The organism is Altericroceibacterium xinjiangense (assembly GCF_003958635.1).
Classification (GTDB): domain Bacteria; phylum Pseudomonadota; class Alphaproteobacteria; order Sphingomonadales; family Sphingomonadaceae; genus Altericroceibacterium_A; species Altericroceibacterium_A xinjiangense.
Genome location: NZ_RSEK01000003.1, coordinates 28,149 through 40,823 on the forward strand (window position 1 = coordinate 28,149; position 12,675 = coordinate 40,823).

Below are 12,675 nucleotides of genomic sequence, written 5' to 3' on the forward strand. Positions count from 1 at the left end.
CCGCCAGCGGTTGTGCGTTACTTGACGCGCTGAATGCGGGCAGCCTCCTGGTTTCCGTAACGGAAAAGATAACCGCCCAGCGCGCCGCGCTCGATCTCCACCGTGTCTCCCCTGCTGGGCGGCCGATAGTAGTTCGGCACGGACTCCGTGAACATCCACTGCGCGCCGTCCTCGAGCGTTACGAGATACATACCCGGCTGGCGCATTTGCGCGGACACGACGCGCGCGGTCAGTTCCTTCGCCTGACCGTTGCCGGTAAAACGCTCCGGCGTGCGCATGCTGTCCGCGCCGAACCCTTCAGTCCTTGCCTGGGCGGGTGCAGCGGGGGCAGGCGTCGCGGGAACTCCGCGCGGAGTTTCGCGAAGTCCGAACCCGGCCGGATTACCTGACGACGCACCCGGACGGATGTTGTTGTCGTAACAGGCGAGCCGGGCCGATGGGTCACCGATCTTGGCGCATTCGCGCAGGATGTTGACCACGACCTGGTCCGGAATCTGGGCGGCAGCCGGGGCAAGCGGCGCCAGGCAGGCGGCTCCGGTCAGCAGGATCGCAGCGCGATACGCACTCATGAAGATCTCCTCTCGTCCGCCCGACAGTGGCGGGAACCCGCGGGTCGTGCAAGAAGAATGCACAAGGCCGCGAGGCGGAACACCGCCGCAGGCGAGTTTATCGATCCCGGCGGCAAAACAGGGCAGGCGGATCCGATCTGTTCACGCACTTCATTTCGCAATAGCGCATCAGGGATGAGCGCGAATCCCCAAGGCATCACGGAAGCCGAAGCCGCCAACGAGCTGATGCGGCTGGCGCGGTCCATCGCCCGGCACAACCGGCTTTATCACGCGGACGACGCGCCAGAGATATCAGACGCGGAATACGACGCGCTTGTGCGGCGCAATGCCGAACTGGAGGCCGCTTTTCCGCATCTGGTTCGCCCTGACAGCCCATCCCGCGCGGTGGGCCACGAAGTCTCCGCCTCCCCCCTTTCGAAAGTTCGGCACGAGGTCCGGATGATGAGCCTCGATAACGCGTTCACGCCGGAGGAAGTGGGCGAGTTCGTCGCCCGTGTGCGCCGGTTCCTCAATCTTCCGGATGACGAGCCAGTCGCCTTCACTGCCGAGGAGAAGATCGACGGGCTATCCTGCTCGCTCCGCTACGAAAACGGTGCACTGGTGCTCGCGGCAACGCGCGGTGATGGGCAAGTGGGGGAGAATGTTACTGCGAACGTAGCCTGTATCCCGGACATTCCGCCGCAGCTTAAAGGCGCGGTGCCCGCGCTGTTTGAAGTGCGCGGCGAGGTGTACATGGAAAAACAGGCTTTCCTCTCGCTCAACGCCGCGCAGGAAGAGAAGGATGAGCGGCCGTTCGCCAACCCGCGCAACGCCGCGGCTGGATCGCTCCGGCAAAAGGATGCCGCCGTAACCGCTCAGCGGCCCCTGCGGTTTTTCGCCCACGGATGGGGCGCGGTGAGCGAGGTGCCTGCCGAAGGCCAGTTCGAGATGATGCAGCGGATCGCGGAATGGGGCTTTGCCCTTTCCCCCGGGCTGAAGCTGTGCCGCTCGGTTCCTGAAATGCTGGACCACTACCGTGGCATCGCCGACCGGCGCGCGTCCTTGCCGCACGAAATCGATGGCGTGGTCTACAAGGTCGACCGGCTGGACTGGCAGCAGAGGCTCGGCTTCGTGGCGAAGGCGCCGCGCTGGGCGATGGCGCACAAGTTCCCTGCCGAAAAGGCTGAGACCACGCTGGAAGGTATTGCGATCCAGGTTGGGCGCACCGGCAAGCTGACGCCGGTGGGGCGACTGACGCCGGTGCTGGTCGGCGGCGTGACCGTCACCAATGTCACTCTGCACAACCGGGATGAAATTGCCCGGTTGGGGCTGCGGGAAGGGGATCGCGTGCGCATCCAGCGCGCGGGCGACGTGATCCCGCAAGTAGTAGAGAACCTCACGCGCGACGAAAGCCGGGAGCCGTACAAATTCCCGATCCACTGCCCGGATTGCGGCAGCGAGGCCGTGGCCGCAGAAGGCGAAGTGGACATCCGCTGCACTGGCGGGCTGATCTGCCCCGCGCAACGAATGGAGCGGCTGAAGCACTTCGTCAGTCGCGGCGCTCTGGATATCGAAGGGCTGGGTGAGAAGACGATCCAGCAGTTCCTGACATCAGGCTGGCTGGAAGGGCCTGCTGACATTTTCCGCTTGAAGGGCCGGCGCAAGGATATCGTCGCGCTTGAGGGGTGGCAGGACAAGTCTGTGGATAACCTGTTGGCTTCCATTGAGGCGCGCCGCAGGCCGGATGCTGCGCGCCTGCTGTTCGGCCTCGGCATTCGCCATGTCGGCGCGGTTACCGCGCGCGATCTGATGAAGCACTTCCACACGCTGCCTGCTTTGCGGAAAGCGGCGGAAAAGGCGCGTGGTGGAGACGAAGACGCGGCAGGGGAACTGACATCCATCGAAGGGATCGGTCCGGTAGTGGTGGAGGCCCTGGGGGATTTCTTCCACGAGGAGCACAACCTGCAGGCGTGGGATGACTTGCTCGGCGAACTCGATCCGCCCCACTATCAGGTCGAGACGCGGAGCAGTCCGGTTACCGGCAAGACCGTTGTCTTCACCGGCAAGCTGGAAACGATGAGCCGAGACGAAGCCAAGGCCCAGGCCGAAGCGCTTGGCGCCAAGACGGCCGGGGCGGTCAGCGCGAAGACGGACCTTGTAGTGGCCGGCCCCGGCGCTGGGTCCAAGCTCAAGAAAGCGGCCGATCTCGGGATCGAGGTGATCGACGAAGCTGCGTGGGCGGAAATCGTCAGGACGGCAGGATAGCTAAAGATGCGAAAAGGGCGGCGCGGATGATCCGCACCGCCCTTCTCGTTCTTGCGCCTGGGCTGGCTTATCCGCGCTCACCGCGAGGAGTGGGCGGCGGCGGCGGCGGCGGCGGCGGCGGCGGAAGCGGGCAGTTCGCGTTCATCGCCACGACGACGCCGTTCGGGCAGGTCTTCGTCTGCGGGGGAGGCGGCGGGGGCGGCGGCGGCGGGGGCGGCGGCGGAGCCGCAACGACCGGGTAAGCCACCGGCGCGCGACCGCCGAAGTTGAACATCAGGCTCGCCAGAACGGAATGAGACTGGAACTCGGTCTCGAACCGATCGTCGTACGGGCTGGACATATCCAGATCATCGACCCGGAAGTACTTGTACTTCAGCCCGACGTCGACGTTGGGGGTCACCGGGGCGCGAACGCCAGCGATCAGCTGCCAGGCAAAACCGCCATCGGAATCGTCGACCAGCGGAGCGGGTCCACCTTCCGCGTCTCCGTCCAGATCGGCCCAGGCGTAACCGGCACCACCGCCGGCGAAGAACTGAGGACCGGTATCCGGGCCCAGATCAATCAAGCCGTTGAGCATCAGGCTCTTGACGTTCATGTCACCGTCAAGATCGTACCCGCTGTCGATCGCAGCCGTGGTCGGATCGAGATCGAGCGTGGTGGAATTGGCCATCACGTTGTTGAGGCCGACGCGCTTGTATCCGGCTTCACCTTCAAGCCGGAACGCACCGAAGTCGTATCCGAGAATGGCGTCGGCTTCCCAGCCGCGATCCGTGTCGAATGTTACGAGATTACGATCCTGGTCATCGATAACGTCGTTGCCATCGACATCGACATCGAGTTCGACATCGGAACCGAAGACGACGCCGCCTTCGATTCCCGCGTACATGCTGCCGTCACGAGCGAGCGCTGGCGTTGCCAGAGCCGTCGAGACGAGCGCGAGTCCAATGATTGCTTTGCGCATAGGGAGTTCCCTGATTCCTTTTCCTCATGCGGAGGCCCCAAACGGCCTCCGGGAGATCGCGGGGCCGTTTGATTCCGGCCGCGGTCTCTCACGTCGAAAAACAGTGCACCCGCTCAGGTGTTCCTCTCCTGCTGCAAGTCTTATGATCTGTTGCACAAGTGTCACAGCGAGCCATCGGTCCCGTTCGGTGATCCCCGCCCGCGTTCTTGGCGAAAGAAGGGCCCCTGCTGTTCACGTGCTGGAGGAGGCGGCCCGGACCATCATGACCGGGTGTGTCGTTGCCCGAACGGGCCGATGCTCCTCTGGCTCCCGGTCGCGCCGGTGTCACTCCTGAATGCGCGGAGCCTCACCGGGAGCGGGGACCCATTTCATGACGCCGCCGGCGAAAGGCGTCCACCAGCCGATTTCCACCCCTGCTTCGGCCAGCATGTTGCTGGTCCACTGGTTGCATGTGTTGGCTGCCGTGTAGCGGCCCGGGGCATCGTAGAACACGTCCTGCGCTCCGTACCCGGGGTAGGAGCGCAGCGGCTTTGGCGGGATCGATCCCTCAATTGCCGAAACCAGCTCGCGGTATTCCGCGCGGGTCAGTGTCAGCGGGCGAGCATGTTCGGACGGGGCGGGACGAATGTAATGCCCGATGTGCAGCAACCCGCGGCCGCCCGCTCCGATCACCCGCAGGACCGTCATGGGCGACAAGTCGGCCCAAGTGCGCGTGTTGAGGAACACTTCGCGCTCTCCCCAGCTGACCGACACATGGGTGTAGGGGTAATGCGCTGCGGCGATGTCGGCTGCCGGGAACGTGGTGCGCCAGTCCTTTTCCGGCGTCACCAGCGGCAGGATCAGCGCGGTGTGAACGCCGTTCGTCTCGACCAGGATCTGGATGCCGTCATCCGCCTCCTGCCACCCGGAATTGCGCGGAATCGAAGACCCGGCCCACCCGGCCAGCACGAACACCGCAAGCGCCAGCACCACTCCCAGCGCGACGGCTCGGGCGGCGAGGGCTATCTTCCGGATCGTCTGCGCAGCCACAAAATCGACCAATCACCGTTCACCAGCCGCGCGGCGAGGCGGAAACCTTCTCGGCGATAGGCCCGGCGAACGGCTTGCTCCTGCGTTTCCAGCAATCCGGCGAGCAGCAGGCTTCCCCCGGAAGGGACGGCCCGGGCGAAAGCGGGGGCAAGCTCCACCAGCGGGCCGGCAAGGATGTTGGCGATCAGCAAGTCATAAGGGCCCCGCGCCTGCAGCAGCGGGTCATCCATCCCGTCGGCAACGACCATCGTCAGCGCGCCTGGACCCGATCCAAGCGGTATTCCGTTCTGTTCCGCGTTGTCCTCAACCACCCCGACACAAACCGCATCGATGTCGCTGGCGGTGGCTATCGCCCTGGGCCAGAGGTCGAGCGCAGCGAAAGCCAGCAGCCCGGTACCGGTGCCGATATCCGCGACCACCCGCGGCGCGAGGCCCCGCCGTCGCATCGCGGTCAACATCCGCAGGCATCCGGCGGTCGTCGCGTGCTGGCCGGTGCCGAACGCCTGGGAGGCCGGAATGGTGAAGCTGGTGATGCCCGGCTCCGCGCTTGGCGAAAACTCCGGCGTGTGGACGAAAAACTTGCCGGCGCGGATCGGGTCCACGCCTTTCTGGCTTTCGCTTACCCAATCAGCATCGGGCAGCTGCTGGATCTGGAACTCAGGCACTTCATCCTCGAACAAGGCGGTGATCGCCGCCTTGTCCCCTCTGGTCGGTTTCCGGGGAAGATAAGCCTGCAACACCCAGTCATCGGGCCGATCCTCGGCCACTTCGCTGCCGGTCAGGACGATGTCCCAGTCCCAGTCCTCGGCTCCTTCATGTGCGAGCAGTGCGGCCCGGATCACGACCTTGGGGCCGAACGCGCTGATCTTCCAGTTAGCCACGGGCTTCCTCCGCCAGACGGTCGTCCAGCCGTTTCCGGATACCATCGGCATAGGCGCGGCAGGCCGCTGGGTCGTCCAGACTGCCCTTGAGCAGACGCTCGCGCATTCCGCTTGCGGTGGGGTGCGGTGTCAGCAGGATTTGACAGTCGAACTGTGCGACCTTGTCGAGGCCCACGCGATAAGCCGCGAGATAAGCAGGATGGTCGCCGAAGCGGTATGCGTCGTTGCTGATCGGGGAGAGACTGTCCGCATAAACTATCGTGCGGCAATCGCCTCCTGCGCAGGATTTCCACTGCCAGCTTAGTGCGCCGGGCGAATGACCGGGAGTGGTTGTCGCCATCAGCGCCAGGTCGCCCAGCCGGACCACCTCGCCATCCTTCACTTCTCCGTCCACCCGGGCGGGGGGGAAACTGTCGAGCGTTCCAAATTGCGGATCGTCCGGCGCGGCGATGCCGCTCGTCAGAACAGGCGCCGCCTTTGGAGAGGCCAGCAAGCGCGCTCCGCTGCGGCGCTGCAGTTCGGCAAGGCCGCCGACATGGTCGAAGTGCTCATGGCTGTGGAGCAGGAGCTTTACGTCCGACATCCGAAGCCCGAGCGCTTCGACGTTCCGGGCGATGAGATCGGCGTCTTTCGCGGTTCCGCCGTCAATGAGGACATGGCCTGCATCGGCAAGGCTGTCCCCGGTGATGAGGACGGCGGCGATCCCGCAGGTGCCGACGTAGTAGGAATTGCCGTGGATCCGGAACGGTGGCCCCGGCTTGTCCCATTCGTCCCAATCCGCACAGCGGTCGGTCCAATGCGCCTGATCCGCGGGAGCGGACGGGGGCGGGGTTTGCGACTGGGCCGGGGCAGCCGGGAAACCGCTCAGCAGGACTAGCGCCCAAGCCGCCCGGTCCAGGCTAGCGGACATAGCTCGCCCCGTTGGCATCCAGCGTGGCCCCGGTCAGGCTAGGCGGAGCATCAAGTGCGCAGAACGCGGCGACAGCGGCAATCTCTTCGGGATTGGCCACGCGACCAAGCGGGATGTCGGCCAGCAGGCCGGGTCCGCCCCGACTGGCGAGATAGTCCCCGGCCATCGACGTTTCGGTGAATCCGGGCGTGATCGCGAAGCTGAGGATGCCCTTTCCGGCATAGGCGCGCGCGATGGTCTTGTGCAGGGCCAGCATCCCGCCCTTGGACGCGGCATAGTGCCAGTGCGCAGGCGAATCGCCGCGGTGACCGGCCCGGCTGGCGACATGGACGATCCGCCCTTCCTGTCCCTTGTCCAGCCAGTGGAGCACGGCATGGCGGGAAAGCTGCGCGGAAGCCGTCAGGTTGATCCCCAAGGTCCGCTCCCACTGGTCCATCCAGTCTGTGTCGGAGGCATCGAGCGGATTCGATTCGAACACGCCGGCGTTGCTGATCAGCACGTCAATGCGCCCGCCGGCGCGTTCCAGGGCTTCGTCCCACAGCCTGCGCGGCGCTTTGGGATCGGTCAAGTCTGCGGCAATCGTGTGGTCGTCGGTGCTGCGGGTTGCGTGACCGATCACGGTCACGCCGCGGTTGCGCAGCGCTTCAGCGGTTGCCTTGCCGATGCCGCGGCTCGATCCGGTAAGAAGAATGGTGGTCATGACCCGGTTCGTAGTGCGGGAAGGGCGGTCATCCAAGCCCTGTCCGGCTGCCTGTGCAAGAACGTCGGCATCGCGCACCGCGTCGCTCCGCTTGCCTCGCATTCCACAATCGCTAAGGGAGGGGCACATTTCGCATTCACTCGGGAAGCATCCATGGCCGAACGCCCGATTTCACCGCATCTGTTCGAAGGAGCCAGGCTGCACTGGCGCTGGGGCCCCCACATGGTGGTCTCGATTCTCCACCGGATCACCGGGCAAGGCCTGGTCTTCGTGGGCCTGCCGATCCTGCTCTGGTGGCTCGGCGCGCTGGCGTCCGGGCCGGAAAGCTACGCCGTCTTCCTGGCGGCGGCGACGTCCATCATCGGGTACATCGTGCTGATCGGGCTCAGCTGGGCACTTTTTACCCACTTGTGTTCCGGAATTCGGCACCTCGTGCTCGACATCGGCGCGAACTACGAGATCGACCGGAACAAGATCGGCTCGATCGTCAGCATCGTGGGCGGAATTGTGCTGACCGTGATCTTCTGGCTCGCGGTTTTTCTGTTTTAGGAATTGTTCGATGGGTAACGGAACGGAACTCGGCCGGGTTCGCGGCCTCGGTTCGGCGCACCACGGCGCGCACGACTGGCGGCTGATGCGCTATACCTCCGCTGCCAGCCTGGTGCTGGTCGGCTTTCTGCTGTTCTCCTTCCTCCTGCTGCCGGACTTGTCGTACTTGTCCGTCCGGGTCTGGATGGCGCAGCCGCTGGTGGCGACCGCGCTGGCACTGCTGGTGATCGCAGTCTTCTGGCACTCCCGCCTCGGCGTAGTCGAATTGATCGGGGACTACGTCCACGATGGCGGCAACAAGTTCGCCGCGATTATGGCGGTTAATCTCCTGACCGTGGGCGGTGCGGCCTTCGGCCTTGTTTCCATCGGGCGCGTCGCCTTCGGGGCTCTTCCTGCATGACCACCAATCCTTCTCCAACGACCCCGTCCACCACGCCGATCGGCGCGGGCGGAACCCAGCCGTCCTATCGGATCATCGACCACACCTATGACGTGGTGGTGGTGGGTGCCGGCGGATCGGGCCTTCGCGCTACAATGGGATCGGCCGAAGCCGGCCTGAAGACAGCCTGCATCACCAAAGTGTTCCCGACGCGCAGCCACACGGTTGCCGCGCAAGGCGGCATCGCGGCCAGCCTGGGCAACAACTCGCCCGATCACTGGCAATGGCACATGTACGACACCGTCAAGGGATCGGACTGGCTGGGCGATCAGGACGCGATCGAATACATGGTCCGCGAAGCTCCGCAGGCCGTGTACGAACTGGAACACGCCGGCATGCCGTTCAGCCGCAACGCGGACGGGACAATCTACCAGCGGCCGTTCGGCGGCCACATGCAGAACATGGGCGAAGGTCCGCCGGTCCAGCGGACTTGCGCCGCGGCCGACCGCACCGGCCACGCGATGCTGCACACGCTGTACCAGCAGAGCCTGAAGTACGACGCGGACTTCTTCATCGAATACTTTGCGCTGGACCTCATCATGGACGGCGGGCGCTGCAAGGGCGTGATCGCCTGGTGCCTCGACGATGGGACGATCCATCGCTTCCGCGCCAAGTCCGTGGTTCTGGCGACGGGCGGATACGGCCGCGCCTACTACACTGCGACCAGCGCCCACACCTCCACCGGAGACGGCAACGGAATGGTGCTTCGCGCCGGTCTGCCGCTGCAGGACCCGGAATTCGTGCAGTTCCACCCCACCGGCATCTACGGCGCGGGCGTGCTGATCACCGAAGGCGCGCGGGGCGAGGGCGGGTACCTGACCAATTCGGAAGGGGAGCGATTCATGGAACGCTATGCCCCGTCCGCAAAGGACCTTGCCAGCCGCGACGTTGTCAGCCGTTCGATGGCGATCGAAATGCGCGAAGGCCGCGGCGTCGGCCCACATGGGGATTACATCTACCTGCACCTCGATCACATCGATCCCAAGGTGCTGGCCGAACGGCTGCCCGGCATCACCGAAAGCGGGAAGATCTTCGCCGGGGTCGACTTGCGCCGCCAGCCGCTGCCGGTCACGCCAACGGTGCACTACAACATGGGCGGCATCCCGACCAACTACCACGGCGAAGTGCTGACCATTGGCGCGGACGGCGATCCGGAAACGGTCGTCCCCGGCTTGTTCGCGGTGGGCGAGGCGGCTTGCGTCTCGGTCCACGGCGCCAACCGCCTGGGCTCCAACTCGCTGATCGACCTTGTCGTGTTCGGCCGCGCCACCGGGCACCGGCTCCGGGACACGATCAAGCCGGGCGAAGCGTTCGAGGAACTGCCGAAAGACAGCGCGGATCTTGCGCTCAGCCGCCTCGATCACTTCCGCCACGCCAAGGGCGGATCGCGTACCGCCGAAATCCGCACCGACATGCAGCGCACGATGCAGGCGCATTGCGCGGTGTTCCGGGACCAGGAACTGCTGCAGGAAGGCAAGGACCGGCTGGCCGTGACCTACAAGCGGATGGAGGACATCGCGGTTGCCGACCGGTCGATGATCTGGAACTCCGATCTTGTGGAAACGCTAGAGCTCGACAACCTGATCTCTCAAGCCAGCGTGACGATCGCTTCGGCCGAAAACCGCAAGGAAAGTCGCGGAGCCCACGCGCGGGAAGACCACCCGGATCGTGACGACGCGAACTGGATGAAGCACACGGTCGCGTGGTTCGATGGCTGGGGCGGCAAAGGCGGCCAGGTCCGGATCGACTACCGCCCGGTCCACACCCATACGCTGACCGGCGATGTCGAGTACATCAAGCCGAAGAAGCGGGTTTACTGAGCATCCGGCCGGGGTGACGCGTTGCTCGTGTCGCCCCGGTCCACCCGCCGGACAGTTTCGATCCTGACCGGCTCGGCCAGCAGCTGGCCTTTCATCCAGCCTTCGCCTTTCTGCGGATCGATCGGCGCGTCAAAGATCTGGCGGATGATCTCCATCCCGCTCACCACGTGGCCGAAAGCGGCGTAACCCGCCCGTGCATCCTCGTCCGCCGCGTCCGGATCGGCATCAAGGCCGGGTTGATCCGACAGCATGATCGAAAAGTCGCCGGTCGCCGTTCCGGGAGCGTAGCGGGCCATCGACAGGGTTCCTGCCTTGTGCAGGATTCCGGTCTGGCTGGTTGGCTCGTGCGCGATCGGCTCCAGCACTCGGTCGGGATCGTTCTGCGTCCCTCCTTGCACCAGTCCGTTGGGCTGGTCTCCCCAGTCAAGCCGCATCGCGCGATAGAACGCGGTGCCGTCAAATCGATGCGCGTCGACATAACGCAGGAAATTGGCGCTGGTGACGGGAGCGCGCTCCGTCTCGATCGCAAGGGTGATCGGACCCAGCTCGGTGTCGATCAGGACTTCCTGCGTTTCGGGAGCGGGGACGGAAGGCGTTCCCTGCGCGAATGCGGGTGTGGAAAGAAGCAGGGCGGCAGAAAGGGCGAATCGCTTGAACATGCGGGAATGATGGCACCGGTCCCGCCCGACCGCCACTTATCCCGGCGGCGATCCATGGAAGTGCCAGGGGTCTGACTTATTGCAAGTCCGCGAAGGTATCGCACTGATCCTCGTCGCCGGTCTGCAGACCCACTTGCAGCCACCGCGTTCGTTGCTCGCTGCTGCCGTGGGTGAAGCTTTCCGGGCTGACCGCTTGTCCGGCCTGACGCTGGAGCGTGTCATCCCCGATCGCGCTTGCGGCGGTCATCCCTTCCTCGAAGTCACCCGGCTCGATCCGTTCGCGGTTCCGGCCGGCCCACACCCCGGCGTAGCAATCGGCCTGAAGTTCCAGGCGGACGGAAAGCTCGTTGGCGGCTTGAGGATTCGCCTGCTGCAACTGGCGCACCTGCCGCGCAGTTCCGACAAGGTGCTGGATGTGATGGCCATACTCGTGCGCCATGACGTAGTACCGGGCAAAGTCTCCCCGGGCGCCAAGCTGCTGCTGCATCTGGTCGAAAAAGGTCGTGTCGAGATAGATGCCCTGGTCCGCCGGACAATAGAACGGGCCCATCGCCGACGAAGCGGCGCCGCAGCCGGAACGGGTTCCGCCCTGGTAGAAGTTGAGCACCGGCTGCTGGAACGGAATTCCGGCCTGCTGGAAGCGCGGCTGCCATGTCTCGTTGAGGGAGCTGAGGGCGTTGCAGGATTCCAGCGCATACTGGTTGGTTTCGCACACCTCCGTCGCGCTTTGTCCCTGTGCCGGCCCCTGGAACCCCGGTCGCGGCCCGACGGGGGCCTGCTGCACGGTGCCCCCGCCGCCCAGCATCTGGGCGGGATCTATGCCGAAGAACACAGCGCCGATCAGCGCGAGGACCAATGTTCCGCAGCCGAACCGTCCGCCTCCGCCACCGGGAAAACCGCCGCCGCCTCCGCGGTTTGATACCATGATGTTGGCGGGGTTGAACCGGTTCAGCCGCATCGTGAATTCTTGCTCCGCATTTCCGCGAAAAAAGGCTGGACCGGACCGGCCACCCTCCCGCACATGACGAACAGGTCAATCGCTGTGGAGTTAGATATGTTCCTTGACGGCAAGCGCGCGCTCGTCACCGGCTCCACCTCGGGGATTGGCCTCGCCATTGCCCGGGCGATGGCCGCCGAAGGTGCCGATGTGGTGCTGAACGGCTTCGGCGAGGCGGGTGAGATCGCGGTACTCCGTGATGAGTTGAAGGCGACCCACATCAACGCCGACCTGACCGCCACGAAGGGCGTAGAGGATCTGATGGGACAGGCGGGGCCCATCGATATCCTGGTCAACAACGCCGGAATGCAGCACGTCTCCCCGGTGGAGGATTTCCCGCCGGAAAAGTGGGACGCGATCATCGCGCTGAACTTGTCCTCCGCCTTCCACACCAGCCGTTTGGCGGTGCCGCACATGAAAACGCAGGGCTGGGGGCGGATCATCGCCACGGCCAGCGCCCACTCGCTGACGGCCTCGCCCTTCAAGAGCGCATACGTCGCGGCCAAGCACGGGATCGCCGGGTTGACGAAGGTTCTGGCGCTGGAACTGGCGACGTCCGGGATCACCGCCAACTGCATCAGCCCGGGCTACGTCTGGACCCCCTTGGTCGAAAACCAGATTCCCGACACGATGAAGAGCCGCGACCTCACGCGGGAGCAGGTGATGAACGACGTCCTTCTGGCCAAGCAGCCCACCAAGAAGTTCGTCCAGCCGGAAGAAGTGGCCGCGCTAGCGGTGTTCCTCTGCCGGGACGAGGCGCAGAACATCAACGGAGCGAACTATTCGATCGACGGCGGGTGGACCGCCGAATGAGGCAGCAGGCAAAGGCATTATGCCCTTTTCGCACCAGCCTCTAGCACGCTTCACCCAGCGCGGTTACATGGGCCGCCACGATTCTTCCCGCGCGATTCTGCCTG

Annotated in this window: 13 protein-coding genes; 5 read left to right on the forward strand and 8 right to left on the reverse strand. The window is 65.0% G+C overall.

All coding sequences use genetic code 11. The annotated features are described in order from the left end of the window. Positions 1 to 17: 17 nt before the first annotated feature. Positions 18 to 569, reverse strand: a complete 552-nt coding sequence (locus ELY13_RS04060; protein ID WP_126172623.1) for a hypothetical protein — start codon at positions 567 to 569, stop codon at positions 18 to 20. Between the two features lie 174 nt (positions 570 to 743). Between ELY13_RS04060 and ligA the strand changes: the two genes are divergently transcribed. Further along, positions 744 to 2,813 carry an NAD-dependent DNA ligase LigA gene (gene ligA, locus ELY13_RS04065; protein WP_126172624.1) on the forward strand — a complete coding sequence of 690 codons (2,070 nt, stop codon included), beginning with the start codon at positions 744 to 746 and terminating at the stop codon, positions 2,811 to 2,813. 67 nt (positions 2,814 to 2,880) lie between these two features. Here ligA and ELY13_RS15535 read toward each other — a convergent pair whose 3' ends face one another. The 5 genes from ELY13_RS15535 to ELY13_RS04090 form a co-directional block, all read right to left on the reverse strand. Next, on the reverse strand, positions 2,881 to 3,774 hold the full coding sequence (locus ELY13_RS15535; RefSeq protein ID WP_126172625.1) for an outer membrane protein: 894 nt from the start codon (positions 3,772 to 3,774) through the stop codon (positions 2,881 to 2,883). 324 nt (positions 3,775 to 4,098) lie between these two features. Then, positions 4,099 to 4,815 carry a DUF2459 domain-containing protein gene (locus ELY13_RS04075; protein ID WP_241233537.1) on the reverse strand — a complete coding sequence of 239 codons (717 nt, stop codon included), beginning with the start codon at positions 4,813 to 4,815 and terminating at the stop codon, positions 4,099 to 4,101. After that, the gene (locus ELY13_RS04080) at positions 4,776 to 5,684 is read right to left on the reverse strand and encodes a 50S ribosomal protein L11 methyltransferase (RefSeq protein WP_241233538.1); all 909 of its coding nucleotides are present in this window, start codon (positions 5,682 to 5,684) and stop codon (positions 4,776 to 4,778) included. The genes ELY13_RS04075 and ELY13_RS04080 overlap by 40 nt, the downstream gene beginning before the upstream one ends. Further along, positions 5,677 to 6,594: a subclass B3 metallo-beta-lactamase gene (gene bla, locus ELY13_RS04085; protein WP_126172627.1), complete on the reverse strand. Its 918-nt coding sequence runs from the start codon at positions 6,592 to 6,594 to the stop codon at positions 5,677 to 5,679. The genes ELY13_RS04080 and bla overlap by 8 nt, the downstream gene beginning before the upstream one ends. Further along, positions 6,584 to 7,294, reverse strand: a complete 711-nt coding sequence (locus ELY13_RS04090; RefSeq protein WP_126172628.1) for an SDR family NAD(P)-dependent oxidoreductase — start codon at positions 7,292 to 7,294, stop codon at positions 6,584 to 6,586. Before ELY13_RS04090 ends, bla begins: the two co-directional genes overlap by 11 nt. A gap of 153 nt (positions 7,295 to 7,447) precedes the next feature. On the opposite strand from ELY13_RS04090, the gene sdhC reads away from it, so the two are divergent. From sdhC to sdhA, 3 genes are read left to right on the forward strand one after another with little or no spacing between them, the layout of a single operon-like run. Continuing rightward, complete coding sequence (gene sdhC / locus ELY13_RS04095) at positions 7,448 to 7,843, forward strand: succinate dehydrogenase, cytochrome b556 subunit (RefSeq protein WP_126172629.1); 396 nt, start codon at positions 7,448 to 7,450, stop codon at positions 7,841 to 7,843. 10 nt (positions 7,844 to 7,853) lie between these two features. Continuing rightward, positions 7,854 to 8,243 carry a succinate dehydrogenase, hydrophobic membrane anchor protein gene (gene sdhD, locus ELY13_RS04100; protein ID WP_126172630.1) on the forward strand — a complete coding sequence of 130 codons (390 nt, stop codon included), beginning with the start codon at positions 7,854 to 7,856 and terminating at the stop codon, positions 8,241 to 8,243. After that, positions 8,240 to 10,102 (forward strand): succinate dehydrogenase flavoprotein subunit, encoded by a 1,863-nt coding sequence (gene sdhA, locus ELY13_RS04105; RefSeq protein ID WP_126172631.1) that lies wholly within the window; start codon positions 8,240 to 8,242, stop codon positions 10,100 to 10,102. Before sdhD ends, sdhA begins: the two co-directional genes overlap by 4 nt. Here sdhA and ELY13_RS04110 read toward each other — a convergent pair. After that, positions 10,096 to 10,761, reverse strand: coding sequence for a peptidylprolyl isomerase (locus tag ELY13_RS04110; RefSeq protein ID WP_206435977.1), 666 nt, complete (start codon positions 10,759 to 10,761; stop codon positions 10,096 to 10,098). The genes sdhA and ELY13_RS04110 overlap by 7 nt on opposite strands. A 76-nt stretch (positions 10,762 to 10,837) precedes the next feature. Beyond that, a complete protein-coding gene (gene ypfJ / locus ELY13_RS04115) occupies positions 10,838 to 11,719 on the reverse strand; it encodes a KPN_02809 family neutral zinc metallopeptidase (protein ID WP_126172632.1) in 882 nt (293 codons plus the stop codon). Between the two features lie 96 nt (positions 11,720 to 11,815). On the opposite strand from ypfJ, the gene ELY13_RS04120 reads away from it, so the two are divergent. Continuing rightward, on the forward strand, positions 11,816 to 12,571 hold the full coding sequence (locus tag ELY13_RS04120) for a 3-hydroxybutyrate dehydrogenase (RefSeq protein WP_126172633.1): 756 nt from the start codon (positions 11,816 to 11,818) through the stop codon (positions 12,569 to 12,571). Positions 12,572 to 12,675: the final 104 nt, after the last annotated feature.

Excerpts from the sequence above, each read along its gene's own strand:
- ELY13_RS04060 (WP_126172623.1), bottom strand. The coding sequence starts at position 569 with ATGAGTGCGTATCGCGCTGCGATCCTGCTGACCGGAGCCGCCTGCCTG.
- ligA (WP_126172624.1), top strand. The coding sequence starts at position 744 with ATGAGCGCGAATCCCCAAGGCATCACGGAAGCCGAAGCCGCCAACGAG.
- ELY13_RS15535 (WP_126172625.1), bottom strand. The coding sequence starts at position 3,774 with ATGCGCAAAGCAATCATTGGACTCGCGCTCGTCTCGACGGCTCTGGCA.
- bla (WP_126172627.1), bottom strand. The coding sequence starts at position 6,594 with ATGTCCGCTAGCCTGGACCGGGCGGCTTGGGCGCTAGTCCTGCTGAGC.
- ELY13_RS04090 (WP_126172628.1), bottom strand. The coding sequence starts at position 7,294 with ATGACCACCATTCTTCTTACCGGATCGAGCCGCGGCATCGGCAAGGCA.
- sdhC (WP_126172629.1), top strand. The coding sequence starts at position 7,448 with ATGGCCGAACGCCCGATTTCACCGCATCTGTTCGAAGGAGCCAGGCTG.
- sdhD (WP_126172630.1), top strand. The coding sequence starts at position 7,854 with ATGGGTAACGGAACGGAACTCGGCCGGGTTCGCGGCCTCGGTTCGGCG.
- sdhA (WP_126172631.1), top strand. The coding sequence starts at position 8,240 with ATGACCACCAATCCTTCTCCAACGACCCCGTCCACCACGCCGATCGGC.
- ELY13_RS04110 (WP_206435977.1), bottom strand. The coding sequence starts at position 10,761 with ATGTTCAAGCGATTCGCCCTTTCTGCCGCCCTGCTTCTTTCCACACCC.
- ypfJ (WP_126172632.1), bottom strand. The coding sequence starts at position 11,719 with ATGCGGCTGAACCGGTTCAACCCCGCCAACATCATGGTATCAAACCGC.
- ELY13_RS04120 (WP_126172633.1), top strand. The coding sequence starts at position 11,816 with ATGTTCCTTGACGGCAAGCGCGCGCTCGTCACCGGCTCCACCTCGGGG.